Source organism: Pinibacter soli (genome assembly GCF_029961145.1).
GTDB classification, from domain to species: domain Bacteria; phylum Bacteroidota; class Bacteroidia; order Chitinophagales; family Chitinophagaceae; genus Pinibacter; species Pinibacter soli.
In genome coordinates this window covers 821,373-841,014 of the sequence record NZ_JASBRG010000001.1, presented here as the reverse complement: position 1 = coordinate 841,014, position 19,642 = coordinate 821,373, and the positions used below count along the sequence as shown (strand labels likewise).

15 protein-coding genes and 1 pseudogene are annotated in these 19,642 nt (G+C 41.5%); 8 read left to right on the top strand and 8 right to left on the bottom strand.

Annotated features, from left to right (window positions below):
• The first annotated feature begins 34 nt into the window (after positions 1–34).
• Entirely contained in the window at positions 35–1,024 is a 990-nt protein-coding gene (locus tag QJ048_RS03375) for a TraR/DksA family transcriptional regulator (protein ID WP_282332917.1), read from the top strand.
• Between the two features lie 149 nt (positions 1,025–1,173).
• Here the strand turns inward: QJ048_RS03375 and QJ048_RS03370 are convergent, their stop codons facing one another.
• Together QJ048_RS03370 and QJ048_RS03365 are read right to left on the bottom strand one after the other, a co-directional pair.
• Positions 1,174–1,578, bottom strand: a complete 405-nt coding sequence (locus QJ048_RS03370) for an energy transducer TonB (protein ID WP_282332916.1) — start codon at positions 1,576–1,578, stop codon at positions 1,174–1,176.
• A 59-nt stretch (positions 1,579–1,637) separates the two neighbouring features.
• A complete protein-coding gene (locus QJ048_RS03365; protein ID WP_282332915.1) occupies positions 1,638–2,498 on the bottom strand; it encodes an aldose 1-epimerase family protein in 861 nt (286 codons plus the stop codon).
• Between the two features lie 174 nt (positions 2,499–2,672).
• On the opposite strand from QJ048_RS03365, the gene QJ048_RS03360 reads away from it, so the two are divergent.
• The 3 genes and pseudogenes from QJ048_RS03360 to QJ048_RS03350 form a co-directional block, all read left to right on the top strand.
• Positions 2,673–3,173, top strand: coding sequence for a glucosaminidase domain-containing protein (locus QJ048_RS03360; RefSeq protein ID WP_282332914.1), 501 nt, complete (start codon positions 2,673–2,675; stop codon positions 3,171–3,173).
• A complete protein-coding gene (locus tag QJ048_RS03355; RefSeq protein WP_282332913.1) occupies positions 3,166–4,479 on the top strand; it encodes a hypothetical protein in 1,314 nt (437 codons plus the stop codon). Before QJ048_RS03360 ends, QJ048_RS03355 begins: the two co-directional genes overlap by 8 nt.
• Positions 4,480–4,489: 10 nt before the next feature.
• Positions 4,490–5,656: pseudogene (locus QJ048_RS03350) on the top strand (MBOAT family O-acyltransferase); the annotation flags it as partial.
• 417 nt (positions 5,657–6,073) lie between these two features.
• Here QJ048_RS03350 and QJ048_RS03345 read toward each other — a convergent pair.
• A complete protein-coding gene (locus QJ048_RS03345; protein ID WP_282332911.1) occupies positions 6,074–7,291 on the bottom strand; it encodes an SGNH/GDSL hydrolase family protein in 1,218 nt (405 codons plus the stop codon).
• Between the two features lie 178 nt (positions 7,292–7,469).
• On the opposite strand from QJ048_RS03345, the gene QJ048_RS03340 reads away from it, so the two are divergent.
• Positions 7,470–7,664: a hypothetical protein gene (locus QJ048_RS03340; protein WP_217791042.1), complete on the top strand. Its 195-nt coding sequence runs from the start codon at positions 7,470–7,472 to the stop codon at positions 7,662–7,664.
• A 125-nt stretch (positions 7,665–7,789) separates the two neighbouring features.
• Here the strand turns inward: QJ048_RS03340 and QJ048_RS03335 are convergent, their stop codons facing one another.
• Positions 7,790–8,077, bottom strand: coding sequence for an Rdx family protein (locus tag QJ048_RS03335; RefSeq protein ID WP_282332910.1), 288 nt, complete (start codon positions 8,075–8,077; stop codon positions 7,790–7,792).
• 430 nt (positions 8,078–8,507) lie between these two features.
• On the opposite strand from QJ048_RS03335, the gene QJ048_RS03330 reads away from it, so the two are divergent.
• Positions 8,508–9,980 (top strand): gluconokinase, encoded by a 1,473-nt coding sequence (locus QJ048_RS03330; protein WP_282332909.1) that lies wholly within the window; start codon positions 8,508–8,510, stop codon positions 9,978–9,980.
• A gap of 153 nt (positions 9,981–10,133) precedes the next feature.
• The gene (locus tag QJ048_RS03325) at positions 10,134–11,444 is read left to right on the top strand and encodes a GntT/GntP/DsdX family permease (protein ID WP_282332908.1); all 1,311 of its coding nucleotides are present in this window, start codon (positions 10,134–10,136) and stop codon (positions 11,442–11,444) included.
• A gap of 88 nt (positions 11,445–11,532) precedes the next feature.
• On the opposite strand, the gene QJ048_RS03320 is transcribed toward QJ048_RS03325, so the two are convergent.
• A complete protein-coding gene (locus QJ048_RS03320; RefSeq protein WP_282332907.1) occupies positions 11,533–12,129 on the bottom strand; it encodes an outer membrane beta-barrel protein in 597 nt (198 codons plus the stop codon).
• Between the two features lie 202 nt (positions 12,130–12,331).
• Between QJ048_RS03320 and polA the strand changes: the two genes are divergently transcribed.
• Complete coding sequence (polA, locus tag QJ048_RS03315) at positions 12,332–15,157, top strand: DNA polymerase I (RefSeq protein WP_282332906.1); 2,826 nt, start codon at positions 12,332–12,334, stop codon at positions 15,155–15,157.
• A 102-nt stretch (positions 15,158–15,259) separates the two neighbouring features.
• Here the strand turns inward: polA and QJ048_RS03310 are convergent, their stop codons facing one another.
• The 3 genes from QJ048_RS03310 to pta form a co-directional block, all read right to left on the bottom strand.
• Entirely contained in the window at positions 15,260–15,811 is a 552-nt protein-coding gene (locus QJ048_RS03310; protein WP_282332905.1) for an ester cyclase, read from the bottom strand.
• A 118-nt stretch (positions 15,812–15,929) separates the two neighbouring features.
• Positions 15,930–17,132, bottom strand: a complete 1,203-nt coding sequence (locus QJ048_RS03305) for a DUF763 domain-containing protein (RefSeq protein ID WP_282332904.1) — start codon at positions 17,130–17,132, stop codon at positions 15,930–15,932.
• A 239-nt stretch (positions 17,133–17,371) separates the two neighbouring features.
• Positions 17,372–19,459, bottom strand: a complete 2,088-nt coding sequence (pta, locus tag QJ048_RS03300) for a phosphate acetyltransferase (RefSeq protein ID WP_282332903.1) — start codon at positions 19,457–19,459, stop codon at positions 17,372–17,374.
• Between the last annotated feature and the right edge of the window lie 183 nt (positions 19,460–19,642).

Here is a 19,642-nt window from a genome sequence, read left to right as displayed (position 1 = left end):
AATAATTTGATTAACCGGAAAAAGGAAAACAGTTATGGCAACAAAGAAAAAGGCCGCACCGGCAAAAAAAGCAGTAAAACCTGCTGCCAAAGCGGTGCCTGCGAAGAAAAAACCGCAGCCAGCTGCTAAGAAAGCGGCCCCTAAGAAAGTGGCGAAACCTGCTCCCAAAGCAGCGCCTGCTAAAAAAGCGGCGGCAAAGCCTGTTGCAAAAAAAGCAACGCCAGCGCCAAAGCCGGTAGCAAAAAAAGTTGCTGCTAAACCTGTTGCCAAAACTCCGGAACCGAAGAAAGCAGTAAAACCTGCTGAGAAAACAACAAAAACTGCAGTTAAGAACGATGTTCCTGCGAAACCTGTTGCTCCTGTAAAACCAGCGGCTCCGGCCAAAGCGCAGGCGGCAGCATCAAAATCAACTGTAAAGCCTGCTCCGGCAGCGACAATAAAAACCATTAAGAAGTCACCAGTTCCTGTTGAAACGCCCAAACCAGAACCTAAATCCACCATCCCACCGCCGCCATTTAAAAAGGCGCCTGTGGTAGAAGCAAGACCCACAAAAGTGGTAATGCCGGATATTAAAACCAAGTCGGTAAAAAAATACGAACCAGATTTTACTAAAAGTGTGCTGGATACACCTGCACAGCAACAAACCGTTCCAACTATGAGATACAGTGACGCAGAATTGGGAGAGTTCAAAGAACTCATCAACAAGAAACTGGACGCAGCCAAAAAAGAGTTGTCTTACCTGCAGGGCCTGATTACCCGCAAAGACGAAATGGGCGGTGATGAAAGTGAAAACCGTTACATGACAATGGAAGACGGTGGTGTAAGCATGGAAAGAGAACAGCTTTCTCAAATGGCGAGTCGTCAGATCACTTTTATTGATCACCTCGAAAAAGCGTTGATGCGCATCGAGAATAAAACATATGGTATTTGTCGTGTAACCGGAAAATTGATTGATAAAGCCCGTTTACGTGCTGTGCCACATGCTACTTTGAGCATCGAAGCTAAGCAGGTGATGAACAAATAAAATAATTGAATTACTGAATAATTGAATAACTGAGCATTTGGTGTAATAACCTGCTCAGTTATTCAATTCATATTAGTGGTCGGAATATTGGTATGCGTGGTCTTGATAAAGATCAGCCTAAACAGTCATGCTTCTCCATTACTCAACCATTAGCGCAACCTGAAAGTAATAGGCTGTCTTTTATAACTTTTTACCTTCCTGCCACTTTGTTGCGCCGGTGTCCATTTGGGTGATTTTCTCATCACTCGTTCCGCTTCTGGCTTTAGCTCGTCCGGGCCAGAAATTGCTTTTATATCAGTTACATTTCCTTCTTTATCGACAATAAATTGGACAACTACGGTCCCTTCAATATTTTTCTTTACTGCAGCCCTGGGGTAGTTTAAATTTTCATTTAAGAATTTGGCCCAGGAAGAAACACCTCCAGGAAATTCTGATTCAACTTCAACTTTCGTAAAGTATTTTTCAATTGTTGTGTCTGCCAGTTCTTTCTTTTCCTGGGCAGATCCGTTGAAAACCATAAAAAGGCAAAATGCAAAAATTGTTAGTGATTTCATTTAAAAGGGGGTCGGGATTTGCCGAATGTCTAACAATTAAACACTCAGTTATTCAGTTATTAAAACAGTTCTACCTGCCAGCTTCTCTGCCAGCTTCCGCCAGCTTCCAATTTTTCAATACCTTCTTTCTCTGCTAATTCCTGGTTGTGATCAACGCTGTCTGCAATGCCACACCACGGTTCTATACACACGAAGGGCGCATCTTTCGCTGCCCAGATGCCAAAGAATGGAAATCCTTCAAAAAGGAAATGTAAGCCATGCTCACTTTTTTGCGAAGCAAGAGAAATAGCGTTGCTCTGCAAATGCTTTAATACAATCGCATCTTCATAAAAAAGTGAATTGCTTAAAGGAAGTTTGTGATCTGCCAGTGTGGTTGTTTGAGTGTCTTTTCCTATCAACCCATTGTCCAGCTTATATCTCATCAATTCATTTTCTTTGTTGAACTTAAGATAGTAGTCTGCATAAGCTAGCTCCGCTTCAAGCGGCACTGCAAATGCCGGATGGCCGCCAACAGAAAAAAGCATTTGTTCGTTGCCGTTATTTTTCACCATATAAGTGCAACTTACTTTGTTGCCAATGAGCTCATATACCAAGCTCAATTCAAATGTAAACGGATAAATCTTTAAAGTCTCTTCACTACTCACCAAAGTAAATATGGCTTTTGAGCTGCTTTCAATGGTTACATCAAATTCTTTCTCCCTTGCAAAACCATGACGTGGTAAATGATATTCTTTTCCTTTATAACAATACGTATCGTTTTTTAAGGTGCCTACAATAGGAAATAGCACGGGACTATATTTACCCCAAAAAGCAGCATCGCCGCTCCACATGTACTCCAGACCGTTATATTCAACACTTTGAAGCTCTGCTCCTTTTGGATGAATTTTTACAGAAACGATTTCGTTGTTTAGGTTGATCATAATGCATTATGGTGTTTAACAGGTTAAAAATAGAAAAACTAGTCTAGTTATCGCTTTTGAATGTCTTTTTTGAAAAGGACATTTCTAATAATAGCCATATTTTTGTTTTCCCGCTGTAACGACAGAATTGTAGTCCTACCTCAAATACCTGCCAATTTATTTAAACTAATTGGCGTGAATGTTAAATTATTAAGACTGCTCTTTTTCTTGTTGATATCGATACTGCATTTTAATGACAGCAGGGCGCAGGCAAAACGTTATATCAAGGAGCATAAAGGTCAAACGCTGGAATTATCGAAACAATATGGCATACCTGCAAGCGTAATTTTGGGGGTTGCTATTTTAGAATCCGGATCAGGGAGAAGCAGAAATGCAAAACTTCTTAATAACCATTTTGGCGTAATAGGAAAAAATAACCTCAGAAAGCTTCATCCCCCTGTTAAATCAAGATATAAGCAATACGCAGAAGTTGCTGCCTCGTATCGCGATTTTTGCAAGGTGATCTCACACAAGAAATTTTATAAGCAATTAAAAGGCGACGGTGATTATAAAAAGTGGACGTCACAGATAAGTAGATGTGGATACACATCAATGCCCCGAACCTGGAAGAACCGCGTTGATAAAACAATAGGCAAATATCGACTTCAAAATCTTGACTCTACCGTTTATGAATAATGCCAAAAAAGTATTGCTTTTTACTATTTTAGCCAGCCTTTCCCTTTCAGTGTTTTCCTTATTGCCGAATATTAAAACGCGGGATTACACAATAAAGAAAATAGACCTTTTTAGTGACATCAAAAAGGATACAGAGAAAAGCGCAACAAGTCAGCCATCAGCAATAGTTCCCATTGACAAACAAGAGGAAAAAAAATTCGACACCTACTCAGTACCAGGGCAGATTATCAATTTTTCTGCAAAGACCACTCAACCAGCACTGGCAGGGTTTATTAAAAAATTGGTGAAGGTAAAAAAGGAAAGAAAAGGTAAAGTGCGGATTGCTTTTTTCGGCGACTCTATGATTGAAGCCGATCTTATTACCCAGGATCTTCGCTCTACCTTACAGCAAACATTTGGCGGCAGTGGTGTTGGCTTCGTTCCCGTAAACGACATATCCGCGTCTTTACGCATTACAGTAAACAGCAAAAGCAGTAACGATTGGATAAAAAGGAATTATAAATCAGAGAACACTGATGGACTTTTTATTTCCGGAAATGTGTTTAGCTCTGCTACGGGATCATGGTTGTCCGTGAAAGATAACACAGCAAAAGATGCTGTGGAAATAAGTCTTTTATATGGAAAAGGGTCGGGTGATATTATGCTTGATAACAATATTATTCAGATTCCAAAAGGCGATGAATTCAATATAAAAAAACTGAAAATTGCCAATAGTGTAGAAGTGAAAATTCAAACACCGGGAATGCGTGTATTTGGAACTTCGTTCGAATCGTCATCTGGCGTGATCGTTGATAATTTTTCTTTTAGAGGAATAAGCGGCGTGGAGATTAACAAGCTAAATGATGATCTGCTTGCTCAAATAAACATCAAGCGCCCCTATGATTTAATCATACTTGAATATGGGGTAAACGTTTTGTTTCGCCCAAATGATACAAACTTCGATTGGTACTGTAAGAAAATGGTGCCTTCTTTGACAAAAATCAAAAAAGCATTTCCCGAAGCAGATATACTGATGATCAGTACAGGCGACAGAGCCTTTAGAAAAGGCGACAAATGGGAGTCTGGCATTGGCGTTCCTAATCTTGTAAAAGCGCAAGCGTTAATGGCTTTTGAGAATCACGTTTCGTTCTTCAATTTGTATGAAACAATGGGCGGTAAAAACAGTATTGTTGATTGGGCAAATAGCAATCCTCCTTTAGCAAATAAAGATTATGTACATCCCAACCATTCAGGGGCAAAGAAAGTTGCCGCATTTCTTTCAGATGCGATTATGCATGAAGCGAACAAAATAGACTCAAATAAATAGAGAATAAAACATGGTTGACACGTCCAAATTACTTGATCAGTTCTTATATGATCCACAAAATCCGTTGCTATTTAATAACGGGTTTTTTGTTTTCTTTTTTGCGTCGTTCCTGTTATTGTATTATTGTTTCAGAGAAAACGTAAAGGCAAGAACTTATGTGGCGTGTTTATTTTCGCTTTATTTTTTTTACAAAGCAAGTGGCTACTTTGTAGTGCTTGTAATATTTTCAGCGATTTTTGATTACGTGCTTTCCAATCTCATCTACCGGCAAAGATCACAATCGAAGAAAAAAGCGTTGCTTATTTTGAGTATAGTAGTAAATGTAGGATTGCTGTTTTATTTCAAATACACCAATTTTTTTATTGGCGTTTGCAATGATCTTTTTAAGGCTCATTTTAATCCTTTAAATATTTTGCTGCCTGTTGGTATTTCCTTTTACACATTTGAAAATTTAAGCTATACAATTGATGTTTATAAAGGAGAGTTCAAGCCGATACGACGGTTTGATGAATACTTATTGTTTCTGTCTTTTTTCCCCAAACTGGTTATGGGGCCCATTGTTAGAGCAAAAGATTTTATTCCACAATTAAGCAAACCATATTATGTAAGTACTGAAGATTTTAGTAAGGGATTTTATTTGATAGTGGTTGGGCTTTTCAAGAAGTTGGTGATTTCAGATTACATCACACTGAATTTTGTGAACTATATTTTTGATGACCCGTCAAGATATACAGGATTGGAATGTTTATTCGCAATGTATGGATATGCAATAGTGATCTATTGCGACTTCAGTGGATACTCAGATGTAGCGATAGGTATGGCACGTTGGCTGGGAATACGGATTCCGTCAAATTTCAACCTGCCGTATCAAAGTAAAAACATTACCGAGTTCTGGAGGCGATGGCATATCTCTCTATCGAACTGGTTAAGAGACTATATTTACATACCGCTGGGCGGAAACAGAAAAGGGAAAATCAGAGCCTATAGTAATCAATTTGCTACCATGCTTATCGGAGGTTTCTGGCACGGTGCCAGCTGGAACTTCATTATTTGGGGTGCATTACATGGCGGAGCATTGGCATTTCATAAGCAATGGCAACAACTGTTTCCATCGAAAAAACCAATAGGCTATTTGCAAAATGCGCTCTGGATCTTTATAACATTGAACTGGGTTTGTTTCTGCTGGATCTTTTTTAAGTCGGCAACAATCGACCAATCATTTGCTTTTATTAAACAGATTTTTACAAAGTTCGATGTCTCCGTATTTCCTGTGTTTTTTTCGCATTATAAAAATGTGCTGGCCATAACGCTTCTTGGTGTTGCAATGCATAGTACACCGGCATCGCTTATAGATAAACTTTGTATTCGCTTGCAGACCGCGAAGCTTACGACATACATTATAATATTTGTGTTAAGCGTATTTATTTATATGCAGTTCAAATCCGCAGAACCGGTAATGCCAATTTATTTGCAGTTTTAGAACCCAGCGTTATTAGTTAAATGTTGGTGGCTTTGCCCGTTGCGGGACAGCGGGCGAGGACAATAATATTTTAAAATTCGAATTACTTTACTACATGGGCTGGGCTTCCAGATGTCATTTGTTGGTCGCAGAAATGGCACCGCGGAAATCGTAATAACTTTTCAATAATGCCTGGAGAAATAACTGCCCCTGTAAAGCATATCCTTTGTTGTTGTAGTGTACGCCGTCGGCAGCCATAAGATCAGCAGTTCGCCAATACCGGGCTGAATTTCCACATGAAATTTCAAAAAGGTCCCAATATGGAAGCGTGTGTTTTTCTGCAAATGAAATGATGCAATTTCTTATCATTTCAATCTTGGTATTTACAGAAGTATTTTTATAAAAAGAACTTGCAGGTGTTGTGAGCAAAACAATCGCATTAGGATCAATTTTTTTTATTTGGTCATAGAATGCCGTTAAGTCACGTTCAAACTCTTCTGGAGATAAAGAAGGATTTTGCGCCTCATTTGTACCAAGGGAAACGATATAAAGGTCGCCGGATAAATATGACAGTTCGTCGAAGAAATATTTACTCTGTACATAGCTATTAAAACGGGCACCATTTACACCAATGTTATGATAAATAATTCCGGGCGAGTCCAACGTTACAGATAAGCCATGGAAATATGTTGATGTATTTCTATTCACTTCAGGGGGAAATATAAATGTGAATTTATTGGCAGGTTGGTATAGTTTTATTTTGATTGGAGCGGTTGTAAAAGTATCAGATGCAATATCTACTATACCTCCGTTGCCGTTATTTGTTGAATACAAGGCATTTTTTGTAGAGTTATCTCTAATGAAAAACAACTGAAGATTAGAAAATGTGGTATTCTTCACGGAAACGGACAACGTTCCCTGTGCATTTTCTGTAGATATACAAAATCCTGAGATCCCGGTTGCTAACGGAATTTCAGGATGTGCAAGTCGATTGTAGTTCCATTGAATAGTTGAAGCGCTTGCTATATCATCGGGGCCGTTGCTTTTAGCCATTGCGTAAGGAAAGATCAAACCGCGGCCAGCATTGCCGAATCTTTGTTGAAGGCCTTGCCTTATTTCTTTGCTTATGAAGCCCGCCTGCAAATGTGAATCACCAATATGAACAATATTGATTTGGTCTCTTCTTTCTTTTTCAAGTCCGTTCAATTTCAAAAAGAATGAATCCAGCGCCTTGGGATTTTTTATTCTATTTAAACAGACTCTGATAAAAGGAGGTGCATGTAGATCGCTTTGCGCGAAGCAGGAAACCAATTTAATTGTCAGGAGCAATCCTAAAATTATGTGTTTTTGCATTGTGTGTTTTTACAAACGTCACAGGCAACATGGGAAGAGTAAGGGTAACGACTTGGAAAGGGCGAAGGTAGCTTTATCTTTCGATGTTCTTAATCGTTATAGCGATTTATAAAAAGCAATACCAGCAACATCTTTCCCCGAGGCACATCCTTTGCTGTCATTCATCTAAAATAAAACCATGGAAAAGAGAGTCTTCGGAATCATACTCACTGTACTGGGTATCATTGGTTTAATTATGGCCGCGATGAATTTCATGAACGGTGGCTCCAATACACATAATGTGAAGGAAATATTTACCTATTCTATTTTAGGAGTTGTTTTCTTTTTCTCCGGAATAGCTCTTATACGCAGCACGAGAGATAAGGCAGCGTAGGGTAATTAATAATTAATAAAGAATAATTAATAAGGCCAATAACCGAAGAGACAATGCCGAATAACTGAATGTTTCATATGCGAAGGAACTCACATTGTCAAACACTCAGTTATTCAGTCATTCAGTTACTCAGTTATTTTCCTATCCGAATGCCCCAAACTCTTATCGGGATTTACAACATCGCGAACCAGCTGCTTGAGTTCTTTTATTTCGGGAAAACGTCCCTGTTCTTTTCTGTCAAATATTTTTTCATCGTTGATAGAAATGATGAATCGGCCGCTAATTTCCGAAGGCGCCAGCAGCACACCTTTCAGGTCATCGTTAAAAGTAGTCAACAGTTCCTGCGCCATATAGGCGCTTCGCATAAGCCATCCGCATTTAGGGCAATATTCTATTGAGACAACAGGTTTCATTGATTGTGTTTTCACAAAAGTATTGGGAAACCAGAAATAAAAAATAAATAGGAAAAAGTCAAAAAAAGGCTTAGAGGTATTGAATACCCTTTTTTGAATTTTGAATTTTTCCTTTTGACTTCTTTTATTGAAGCTTCTGTTATGGCGGGAAAGATATAGCTGCGGATCAGTTCAGATTTAATGAGCCTAACTCATTAAAAGAGCCATCACCACATACAAAACCGCGAGCGAGATGAAAAGCCAGGCTATGAATGGCTTGTGTGCATGTTTCATATAATTTTCATTTAATACGTTTGTTTAATAACGTTTTTCCCTGCAGATATTGTATTTGGCTTAAAAAACTATTGTTGCCAATGATATTCGCAATCCCTGTGCCATAGTCATTTTTGGGGAAATGTTCCGTATTTTCGGAAAGCACATCTTATCACATATGCAATACTTTATAGGCATAGACATTGGCACAACACACACGAAAGCAATTGCTTGCGAAGCTTCTGGCAAAGTAATTATCACTTATAAAGAAGGGTATAAAAAAGAAAAAATTGAAGGGGTCGAACAAGATGCCGATGAAATTTTTCAGGCTATGTGCCGGCTAATGCAGCAGGTAACGGAGTTTATGAAAGGCAAAGGAACTTTGGCCGCAGTAAGTTTCAGCTCGGCAATGCATAGCCTCGTGGTGGTGGATGAACAGGGAAATGCTTTATCAACCCTGTGGACATGGGCCGATAACAGAAGCCTTGCCTACGCGAAAAAGCTTCAGCAGTCGCCCGAAGGCAAAACAATATTTGAACAAACAGGCACACCGCTGCACCCAATGACGCCGCTCTGTAAAATAAGCTGGATAAGGGATAACGATCCTGCGCTGTTCGCGGCGGCACACAAATTCATTTCCATAAAAGAATATATTTTTTATAAATTGTTCGGCAGGTTTATCATCGATCATTCCATCGCTTCGGCAACCGGTCTGTTCAATATTCACACGCTTACCTGGAGCAGGGAGGCATTGAAGTTTGCAGGTATAGATGAAACAAAATTATCAGAACCGGTTTCACCTTTGCTTATTGTAAAGGGCTTGCAGCAAAAGTTTTGCCAACAATGGGATATAGATGCTCAAACGCCGTTCGTTCCCGGTGCCAGCGACGGGTGCCTGGCGAATCTTGGAAGCGGAGCCATTGCGCAAGGAGAAGTTGCACTTACAATAGGAACCAGTGGCGCCATTCGGCAGACAGTGCGCTCGTCTACAACAGATGATAAAGAAAGGCTATTCACTTATATTTTGAATGACGACTACTATGTGAGCGGCGGGGCCATCAACAATGGCGGTATCGTTTTAAAATGGTGGATGGAGCAAATGCTGCAGGATAAAGACATTCAAGAAAACGATTTTAATAAGTTCTTCGAAGCGGTTGGCAAAATTCCTGCCGGTGCAGAGGGACTTGTTTGTTTGCCCTACTTTTATGGTGAGCGGGCTCCTGTGTGGGATGCAGACGCGAAAGGAGCGTTTGTTGGCGTGACGGCCAAACACTCGCAGGCACATTTCATGCGTGCGGTTGCGGAGGGTATTTGTTTTGCCTTTGCACAGCTGGTGAAAATTCTCGAAGAAAACTTTGGAGCCATCAGTAGAATTCATGCCTCTGGTGGCTTTATTCAAAGTAGTGTGTGGATGCAGATGATGGCCAATATTTTACAGAAAAAAATAACAGTAAACGCTGCTGCCGATGCCTCGGCGTTCGGTGCTGTTTGCATGGCCATGCTCGCCACAGAAACGATCAACAACATCGAAGACGTAAAGAAGCTTCTTCCTGCAGACGACAAAGAGTATTTGCCGGATGCAAGCGCAGCGGAGGTGTATGCGAAACAGTTTTTGATTTTCGATAAGCTATATGATAATTTGAAAATCTGAGGATTTGAAAATCAATCTGTGCTACTTTTTATTTTTTAATATACTCCTCAAATATCCGGGAGCAGTTGCCGGTTGCCGTGGTTCGTGTCTTCACGAACCGCAACACTCAGGCATTTTCAAATTTTCAAATCCTCAAATTTTCAAATTGGATCTATGCCATTACTCATCATATTCCTCGGAATCATTTTACTACTGTTTCTCACCCTTAAAAAAATAAGTCCGTTCATAGCATTGCTGATTGTGGCAATATTGGTTGGGCTTGCATTAAAAATGCCGTTTGATAAAGTATTGCTGGCTTTGCAAAACGGCGTTGGCAGTACATTAGGAGGCATGGCACTCGTGCTTTGTCTCGGCGCGATATTGGGAAAAATGCTGGAAGTAAGCGGCGCGGCGCAACAAATAAGCAACACGCTTATAAAAGTTTTTGGCGAACGCTATATTCAGTGGGCCGTTTTATCAACCGGGTTTCTCGTTGGTATTACACTCTTTTACAATGCCGGCTTTGTGATTTTGGTACCGCTTGTTTTCTCGATCGCAAAAGCTGCGAGGAAAAATTTGTTATTTATTGCGATACCAATGGCGGCCTCGCTATCAGTTACACATGGGTTCTTACCTCCGCATCCCGGGCCTGTTGGACTGGCTTCCATTTTTAAGGCAGACGTTGGTAAAACAATGCTCTATGGTTTAATACTCGCCGTGCCCATCGTTGCCATTGCTGGTCCTATTTTCGGCAGCAGGTTTAAAAATCTTCAGATTGTTTTAAAGGAAGATGCAAAAACAAATTGGCAAACGCCGGGCGACATTCCTCCGGTTTCCACCAGTTTTATCATCGCGTTGTTGCCTGTCTTGTTAATTGCCATGCCATCGTTGTTGCTAACATTTGTGGCACCTGAAACTAGTTTTTTCAAAGTATGTAAAGCTATAAGTGATCCTGTGTTTGCGTTGTTGATTGCATCGGTTGCCAGCGGTTACTGGTTGGGCATTAAGCGGGGAAGGAACATGCAATCCACCATGCAATTGTTTACAGACGCTATTGCGGGGATTGCCATAATCATGATGATCATCGCTGCTGGCGGAGCCTTTAAAGAAGTGCTTACTACAAGCGGCGCTGGAGATTACATAACCAAAATCGCGTCACAATATAATTTCTCGCCGCTCATTGCCGGATGGCTCGTTGCCGCTTTGATACGAATAACGCTAGGCTCGGCAACCGTTGCCGGTCTCACAGCTGCAGGTATTGTAGCGCCGTTGGTTTTACATGGTCAGGCAAAACCGGAGTTAATGGTCTTATCAGTTGGCGCAGGCAGTTTAATGTTTTCTCACGTAAATGACACCGGCTTCTGGATGTTCAAAGAGTATTTTAATCTTAGCCTAAAACAAACATTCGCTTCATGGTCGCTGATGGAAACAATTGTAAGCGTGCTGGGGTTGGTTGGAGTGCTGATACTGAACGCGGTTCTGTAAGAAAAGGAACGCAGATTTTCATGATCGTTAAGACTCTTATGACTAGATAAAAATCTTGATCAATCATGATAATCTGCGTTCCGTCTCTCTAGTATTTGCCGCCACCAATATGCACACCTACTTTGATAGAGAAGTAGCCGCTTTTTATGTCTTTGTTAGTGTATGGGCTCACGAATGTGTTGTTCACAAAATTGTATTCCAGGCCCATTCTGAAATGCGTTACTTCAAACCCGGCACGTAGCATGCCTCCAAAGCTGCTTGGTTTAGGTGCATTATAGTCGTGGGTGTTATCTTCGGGGTCTTTGTAGGTGATCTTGCCTGTTTTGTACATTCCCAGACCAGCACCTACATATGGTCTGAACGTGTTATTGTTTAAATAATAATCAGCCGTCGCAATGTAAGATGAGCCAAACGTTACATCGGCTTCGGAACTGTTGTCAACATCTGAATAAATGTTGTGGAGGCCCATAAGTCCCTCCCAACGGATACCTACAGCCAGTTGCTCCAGTACAGCGTATTTGGGCTCAATGGCAAATGGAAAACCAATATTCGTTCCGGAACCTTGCAATATGGAAACGCCGGTAGTAACATCAACTTTAAATGGTTTGTAAGTGCGATCTGCATCTTGCGCGAAAGAACTAACTGCAATAAATGCAGTACATAAGGAAAGGATAATCTTTTTCATTTTAGAAGGGTTGAAAAGGGTTTTAATTAAAAAGCGGGTAAATATAGTAGAGAGAGCGCAGATTGTCAAGATTATCATGATTGATAAGATTTTTAAATTTTAGCGCCTGTATTGACCAAAGTACACTGTACATCTGGCGTTGTACCACAATCAAAATCTTAACTAATCTTGACAATCTGCGTTCTTTCTCTACCTTAGCGAAATGGAAAAGAAAGTTTTTTTATTGGACGCAATGGCACTTATTTTTCGTGCCTATTATGCATTGATCCGCAATCCGCGCATCACATCAACTGGAAAAAATACCAACGCACAATTTGGTTTCACCAATACATTACTTGAACTTATTAACAATCAGAAGCCATCACATATGGCCGTGTGTTTCGACACCGAAGCGCCTACCGAAAGGCATACTGATTTTACAGACTATAAGGCGAACAGGCAAGAAGCGCCGGAAGACCTGATAATTGCCATTCCCGATATCAAAAGAATTATCAAAGGATTCAATATTCCCTGCATTGAAGTAGATGGTTTTGAGGCTGATGATGTTGTAGGAACATTAAGCAAGCAAGCTGCGGCCGCCGGTTACGAAGTCTTCATGGTTACACCGGATAAAGATTACGGGCAACTCGTAAGCGAAAAGATTAAGATCTACAAACCGGGCTACCAGGGCGGCGATGTGGAAATAATGGGGCCTGAGCAAGTGTGCGAAAAATGGAACATTAAAGATGTGAGCCAGGTAATTGACATACTTGGTTTAATGGGCGATGCGGTGGATAACATTCCGGGCATTGCGGGCGTGGGAGAAAAAACAGCAGCGAAATTATTGGCAGAATATGGTACGCTGGAAAATGTATTAGAGAATGCAGACAAGATAAAAGGCGCTCTCGGTGAAAAAGTGCGCAACGGAAAAGAGAATGCGATCTTGAGCAAAAAGCTGGCGACCATTATCACGAATGTTCCTGTTGAATTTCATGAAGAAGATTTCAAGTTGAAAGAGTGGAACAAAGATGCGTTGCGTGAAGTGTTTGGTGAGCTTGAATTTAAGACAGTGATGAAAAGGATTTTGGGTGAAGAAATTTCTGTAGCTGTTAATGAAGAAACAACTGTTATTTCTAAAACAACTGTTGGTGTGCAAACCGATTTGTTTGGCAATGCTGTATCAAAACCTGAAGTGGTAGTGGTAGAGAAAGAAACGGAAGTTATCGTTGGGAAAAATATTCTTAATACGCCTCATGAATATATTGCAGTGCAGGGCACAAACGAAATTGATGAGTTGGTAAAAAAGCTACTCGCGGCAGAAGAGGTTTGTTTTGATTCAGAGACTACGGGACTCGATGCAAATGACGTAGAGCTTGTGGGATTAAGCTTTTCGATAAATCCAACCGAGGCATACTACGTTGCATGCCCCAAAGACCAGGAACAAACTAAAGCCATATTACAACAGTTTGCACCACTGTTCAACGATGCATCAAAAAAATGGGTGGGTCAAAATATAAAATATGATTTGCTAGTATTGAAATGGTATGGCCATGAGCTGAAAGGCGAAATTTTCGATACCATGCTGGCGCACTATGTAATTGAACCGGATGGAAAACGCAGCATGGATCAGCTAAGTGCGCAATATCTCGGTTATGAACCTGTGCATATTGAAGAACTCATTGGTAAAAAGGGAAGAGGCCAAACCAATATGCGCGATGTGGAGCTCGATAAAATCAAAGAGTATGCAGGTGAAGATGCAGACATCACTTTGCAACTTAAAAATGCATTTGTTCCACTGTTAAAAGAAAAAGAAGTGGAGAAAGTTTTCCGCGAAGTAGAAAGTCCGCTTGTGAAAGTGCTTACTGACATGGAGTTTGAAGGCGTGAAAATAGACGTTGACTTCCTCAATGAATATTCCAAAGAGCTCGACAAATTCGCCAAAGAAGCAGAAGAAAACGTTTATAAGCAGGCAGGCGTTCGTTTCAATTTATCTTCTCCAAAACAATTGGGTGAAGTGTTATTTGAAAAATTAAAACTTGATCCTAAAGCGAAGAAAACACGTACCGGCCAATACGCAACAGGCGAGGACGTTTTGTTGAAACTTGCTTCGCAAAATAAAATTGTAGACGACATTCTCGCCTACCGCGAATTGACAAAATTGAAATCGACGTATGTAGACGCCCTTCCTGAAATGATCAATCGCAAAACAGGTCGCGTGCACACTTCATATGCGCAGGCCGTTGCCGTTACGGGAAGATTGGCAAGCACCAATCCCAACCTTCAGAACATTCCGATCCGCACGGACAGAGGTCGCGAAATAAGAAAAGCATTTATTCCACGCAATGAAGAACATGTACTGATCAGTGCAGATTATTCGCAAATAGAACTGCGCATTGTTGCCGCCATAAGCGGTGACAAGAACATGTGTGAAGCATTCAGGTCCGGCATAGATATTCACACAGCTACTGCCTCAAAAGTTTATGGCGTTGATGCAGCAGACGTTACCAAAGAAATGCGTTACAAAGCCAAGAGCGTAAACTTCGGCATCATTTACGGGCAAGGCGCATTCGGCCTTGCGGATAATCTTGGCATCAGCAGAACAGAGGCGAAAGAGATCATTGATAATTATAAAAAAGAATTCAACGGCATTACGAAATACATGGATGAGACCGTAAAGTTTGCACGCGAAAAAGGTTATGTGGAAACGCTGATGGGACGCAAGCGGTGGTTGCGTGATATCGGCTCCTCCAATTTTACAGTTCGCGCTTTTGCCGAGCGAAACGCCATCAACTCACCTATCCAGGGAACTGCCGCCGACATGATCAAAATGGCAATGAAGAAAGTGCATTCGGCGTTTAAAGAGAAAAACTTTAGATCAAAAATGATCCTGCAAGTGCATGATGAGTTGGTATTTGATGCTGTAAAAGACGAAGTAGAGATCATTAAGCCTGTGATCCTTGAATGCATGCAAGACGCAATGCCGCTGCCGAATGGCGTTCCGGTAATTGCAGAAGTGGGTGTTGGGGATAATTGGCTGGAAGCGCATTAGAAAATAATTGAATAACTGAATAACTGAGTGGTTTAAATGTAACTTTCGTTCTTACACTTGATACACCCAGTTATTCAATTATTCAATTATTCAGTTACTCAGTTATTTCATATTCACTCCAAGCTGCATCCACATAACCTTCGATGACTGTACATTCCGGTGAGAAGTTATCTGACCGCCATCGTTGAATGTGAAAATGTCAACATCGTCGTATTTGAAACTTTTACCCGTTGGCTTCATACCCATGAATTCATTAGTGAATTTTCCGCTCCAAGTGCCGAACACGGCCACTTTATTTCCATCTGCCATTGCACTGAAATTTTCTCCCTTCGCATCCGGAAAGGCTTTGAAATACTGGCTCATCATCGCTTTTATGGTGTCCTTACTTTTAACCACCATTCCTGATCCGTCCCCGTAGTCTGTTACATCAGCGGCGACATCCTTTAATATCACATCAACATTGTGGCCGTTGAAAGCCTCCATAGAAGCGAGTGCTGTTGCTTTGTTCTTTTCTGCTTTTTTCGCAGAGCTGTCAATGTGTTCGACGACTGGCATGGTTGGATCTGTTACCTGAGGCTTTTGCGGATTGTTGTTGCAGGCAGTAACCGCATACAAACATGTGAAGAGCATAAGCGCACCAAATGAGTGTTTCATTTTAAAATGTTTAAGGTGTTGAATAATGAAAAAAAGAGGTCTCTTAGTGAAAGGGCGAGTACAAAGTAGAAAAAAGACGGTAGCTTTCAAAGAACAAAACGATCTTAATTTGAGAGGCTTAGAATAATCTCATTTGAATATTGCGTGGCTTTTTGGATTTGTCGAACACGGTGCGGCCGTCATATTTCCAGGAATCGGCTCTTTCTTTTTCTATTAATTCGTTGAAGTTGTCGTTGGGTATGAAATCTTTTTCAGCACGTTGGGCAATTTCAGTAAGTTTTTTTATTGCTTCCTGTTTATCGCTTTGCCCAATCTTTGCCTTATATACGGCAGTTTGCAAAGTATGGATTGTTTCGTCGTAAACCTTTATGGGAACGGGAAATGGATGGCCATCCTTACCGCCATGCGCAAACGAGAAGCGTGCGGGATCTTTAAACCGTGAGGGTGTTCCATAAATGACCTCGCTTACAAGCGTTAAAGATTGTAATGTTCGTGGACCAACTCCTTCCAGCAATAGCATCTCTTCAAAATTTTTTGGGTTGTTTTCATGCGCCAGCCACAACACAGAACCCAACCGTTTCAAATCAACATCCTCTGCCCGTACATCATGGTGGCCCGGCATGATCAGTTGCTGGATTTCCTTCATCATCAATTCGGGTTTTTCGTGGGTAAGCTGCAACACTCCGGAACGCGAAGGTGCCGCTTCTACAGCGGTCATGTTTAAAATCTGTCCCTGGTTTATTCCACAAACACCCGTATGTGGTTCTTCGACAAATGATTTGATATTGGCAGAGTGCCAGTGATAGCGGCGGGCCGTTTTATCCGCAGGATTCATTCCCTGCTGTATTACCGTCCAATCGCCCTCGGTGCTTACAATGAAGTTATGGGTGTATAGTTGAAAGCCATCCTGCACGGCCGTGTTGTCAACTTTAGCGGAGAGTTTGCTGCAACGCACCAATTCGTTTCCATTAAGACCATGTGTGTTGGCAAGTTTAAAAAGCTCGGCTGGCGTTTCCCTCGAATATTTTCCTTTGCCGCCGCAGATGTAAAAACCAAGATCTTTTGCATGTGGATTGATTGCTCTTTTCAAAGCACCCATTACAGAAGTCGTGATGCCGGAAGAATGCCAATCCATACCCATTACCGCTCCTAAACTTTGGAACCAGAATGGATCACTTAGCCGACTCAGCATTGCCGCTTTTCCGTATTCTGTAATAATGGATTCTGTAATGGCCAAACCCAGCCTGGCCATACGTTCGGCGAGCCATTGAGGCACATAGCCATAGTGAAGAGGTAAATCAGCAGCACCAGATCTTTTCATGCTGACAAATTTAGCGAAATAATTGGCGCACAGATGACACGGATTAGACTGATTTACACGGATTTTTTTCTATTCAATCAGGTCGGAAATCAATAAGCTTTTAATTAAAACGGTCTATAAAGTTTGACAATTCAAACTTTATAGACCGTTTTAATTTTTTATTGCCCCCAACCCAAAACCAGATTTAGCAAAAGATCCGTGTAAATCAGTCTAATCCGTGTCATCTGTGTGCCCACTTCCTAAGACTGTGTTGCCTGGATGGCTGTCAATGCGATGGTGTACACAATGTCATCGACCAATGCACCACGGGAAAGGTCGTTTACAGGCTTTTTAAGACCTTGTAACATTGGTCCCACACTTACTACATTGGCGCTTCTTTGAACAGCTTTATAGGTTGTATTACCTGTGTTAAGATCAGGGAAAACGAATACGTTCGCCTGGCCCGCAACAAGGCTATCCGGGGATTTTTGTTTGCCTACGCTTTCTACAGTTGCGGCATCATATTGCAACGGGCCATCTATCAAAATATCCGGCCGTTTTTCCTGAGCTATCAACGTAGCCGTTTTTACCTTTTCCACATCAGCGCCGGTTCCTGAACTTCCCGTAGAATAAGAGATCATCGCTACTTTAGGATCGAGGCCAAAAGCTTTGGCGGAATCGGCACTTTGTATAGCAATGTCAGCCAGCTCTTCAGCGGACGGATCTGGGTTCACAGCGCAGTCGCCATACACATATACCTGGTCGGGCATCAGCATAAAGAAGATAGATGAAACCAGCTTCGTGCCCGGCGCAGTTTTGATCAATTGTAAAGCAGGTCTGATGGTGTTAGCGGTCGTATGAATGGCTCCTGAAACCAATCCGTCCACCTCGTTCATCACCACCATCATGGTGCCAAGAACAACATTATCGCCCAGTTGGTCCTCTGCTTGTTGGGGCGTCACTCCTTTTTCTTTTCTTAACTCCGCATAACCATTGATATATTTTGCCCGTACAATATCAGGATCAATAATTTCAAGATCAGAAGGTAATTGAACTCCTTGCGCATTGGCTATTTCAAGCACATTTTCTCTTTTGCCGAGCAACACACATTTCGCTATGGATTTTTCGTGGCAAATAACAGCAGCCTGGATCGTACGTGGTTCTTCGCCCTCCGGCAAAACAATTTTCTTGCCTGCTTTACGCGCCGCTTGTATAAGCTGATAGCGGAAAGCGGCAGGCGGCATACGTTTTTCGGAAAGATCCCCCACTTTTTCCTTTAAAGAATCGATGTTTAAATATTCTGCCACGTGATCGACCAGCCGGGTAATTCTTTCCGTATCGTCTATTGGAATATGCGTATCCAGTTTGGCTAAAATATTCACAGTGTCAATGGAATTATGTTCCGTGATCAGCACGGGAATATTTTGCGCAAGCGCTGGTGCACATAAATTTCTGATTGCTTCTTTGGGAGCGAAATTACTTGTAAGCAAAATTCCCGCGATCGGCACGCCGCGAAGAACAGCGAGGGTTGTTGCCATCAAAACATCATCACGGTCGCCTGCAGTAATAACGAGAACGCCCGGTTTTAGCAAATCAACAATGTATTCCACTGATCTCGAAACCACCATTGATCTCGTCACACGGGATGTACTTAATGCCGCAGTACCTGATAAAACCTTACATTTAAGATGATTCGCAATGTCGAGTATGCGCGGAGCAAGCAATGTATTATCAAACGGAATTACACCAAGCAAAGGCAATTTTCCCGATCTGATACTTTTGCTGTGCGCCTGCAGCTCCTGCATGATCGCGTTGATGTTTAATGAAGGATCTGCTTTGGTGATCACGAATCCGGCAAAACTTGTTTTGTCAGTGCCATACTGCTGTGCGGCAATTTCCAGTTGCTCGGCTATGGAAGATATTTGTATCTGATCTGCTGAAACAACCAGTATTACACTTGCTCTCAGGTTGCGGGCAATATCAGTGTTAAGAGCCGTAAGTACCGGCTTGTTGAAGTCCTGGGCCAGCCCCTCGACAATCACTACATCATTCCCTTCTGCAGATTGCTGAAACAGCGAAACGATCTCTTCCATCAGGCCTTCCTTGCTGCCTTCACTCAGTAATCTTTCAACGTGTTCGATAGTTAAAGGATGCGTAAATGGAATGTTGTACAATATTTCCGCAAAAAAGCCGGATCGCTCAGCATCTTTCCCCAACAGCAAAGAATCTGCTATTGGTTTAATAAATCCGGATTTGACTCCAAGACGCTCCAACGCCCTTACCAATCCTAAAGAAACGGAAGTGAGTGCTGCACTTGGGCCTACCGGAGCTATATAATATGTTCGCATGAAGAAAATGTTTTAATGTTTGTGTTTCTTTTTGCACATGGATGACACGGATTCGACTGATTTACACAGATTTTTTTTCTGCCAATCAAACTGCGAAATTATTTTCGGGCTTGGCTGAAGACTTCATTTATTCTATTATTCAGTTATTAAAAGAATCCGTGTAAATCAGTCCAATCCGTGTGC

Bases quoted from the DNA above. Each gene is read 5' to 3' on its own strand.
- QJ048_RS03310 (WP_282332905.1), bottom strand. From the start codon at position 15,811: ATGAAACACTCATTTGGTGCGCTTATGCTCTTCACATGTTTGTATGCG.
- QJ048_RS03330 (WP_282332909.1), top strand. From the start codon at position 8,508: ATGCAATACTTTATAGGCATAGACATTGGCACAACACACACGAAAGCA.
- polA (WP_282332906.1), top strand. From the start codon at position 12,332: ATGGAAAAGAAAGTTTTTTTATTGGACGCAATGGCACTTATTTTTCGT.
- pta (WP_282332903.1), bottom strand. From the start codon at position 19,459: ATGCGAACATATTATATAGCTCCGGTAGGCCCAAGTGCAGCACTCACT.
- QJ048_RS03375 (WP_282332917.1), top strand. From the start codon at position 35: ATGGCAACAAAGAAAAAGGCCGCACCGGCAAAAAAAGCAGTAAAACCT.
- QJ048_RS03355 (WP_282332913.1), top strand. From the start codon at position 3,166: ATGAATAATGCCAAAAAAGTATTGCTTTTTACTATTTTAGCCAGCCTT.
- QJ048_RS03305 (WP_282332904.1), bottom strand. From the start codon at position 17,132: ATGAAAAGATCTGGTGCTGCTGATTTACCTCTTCACTATGGCTATGTG.
- QJ048_RS03320 (WP_282332907.1), bottom strand. From the start codon at position 12,129: ATGAAAAAGATTATCCTTTCCTTATGTACTGCATTTATTGCAGTTAGT.
- QJ048_RS03340 (WP_217791042.1), top strand. From the start codon at position 7,470: ATGGAAAAGAGAGTCTTCGGAATCATACTCACTGTACTGGGTATCATT.
- QJ048_RS03335 (WP_282332910.1), bottom strand. From the start codon at position 8,077: ATGAAACCTGTTGTCTCAATAGAATATTGCCCTAAATGCGGATGGCTT.
- QJ048_RS03325 (WP_282332908.1), top strand. From the start codon at position 10,134: ATGCCATTACTCATCATATTCCTCGGAATCATTTTACTACTGTTTCTC.
- QJ048_RS03345 (WP_282332911.1), bottom strand. From the start codon at position 7,291: ATGCAAAAACACATAATTTTAGGATTGCTCCTGACAATTAAATTGGTT.
- QJ048_RS03370 (WP_282332916.1), bottom strand. From the start codon at position 1,578: ATGAAATCACTAACAATTTTTGCATTTTGCCTTTTTATGGTTTTCAAC.
- QJ048_RS03365 (WP_282332915.1), bottom strand. From the start codon at position 2,498: ATGATCAACCTAAACAACGAAATCGTTTCTGTAAAAATTCATCCAAAA.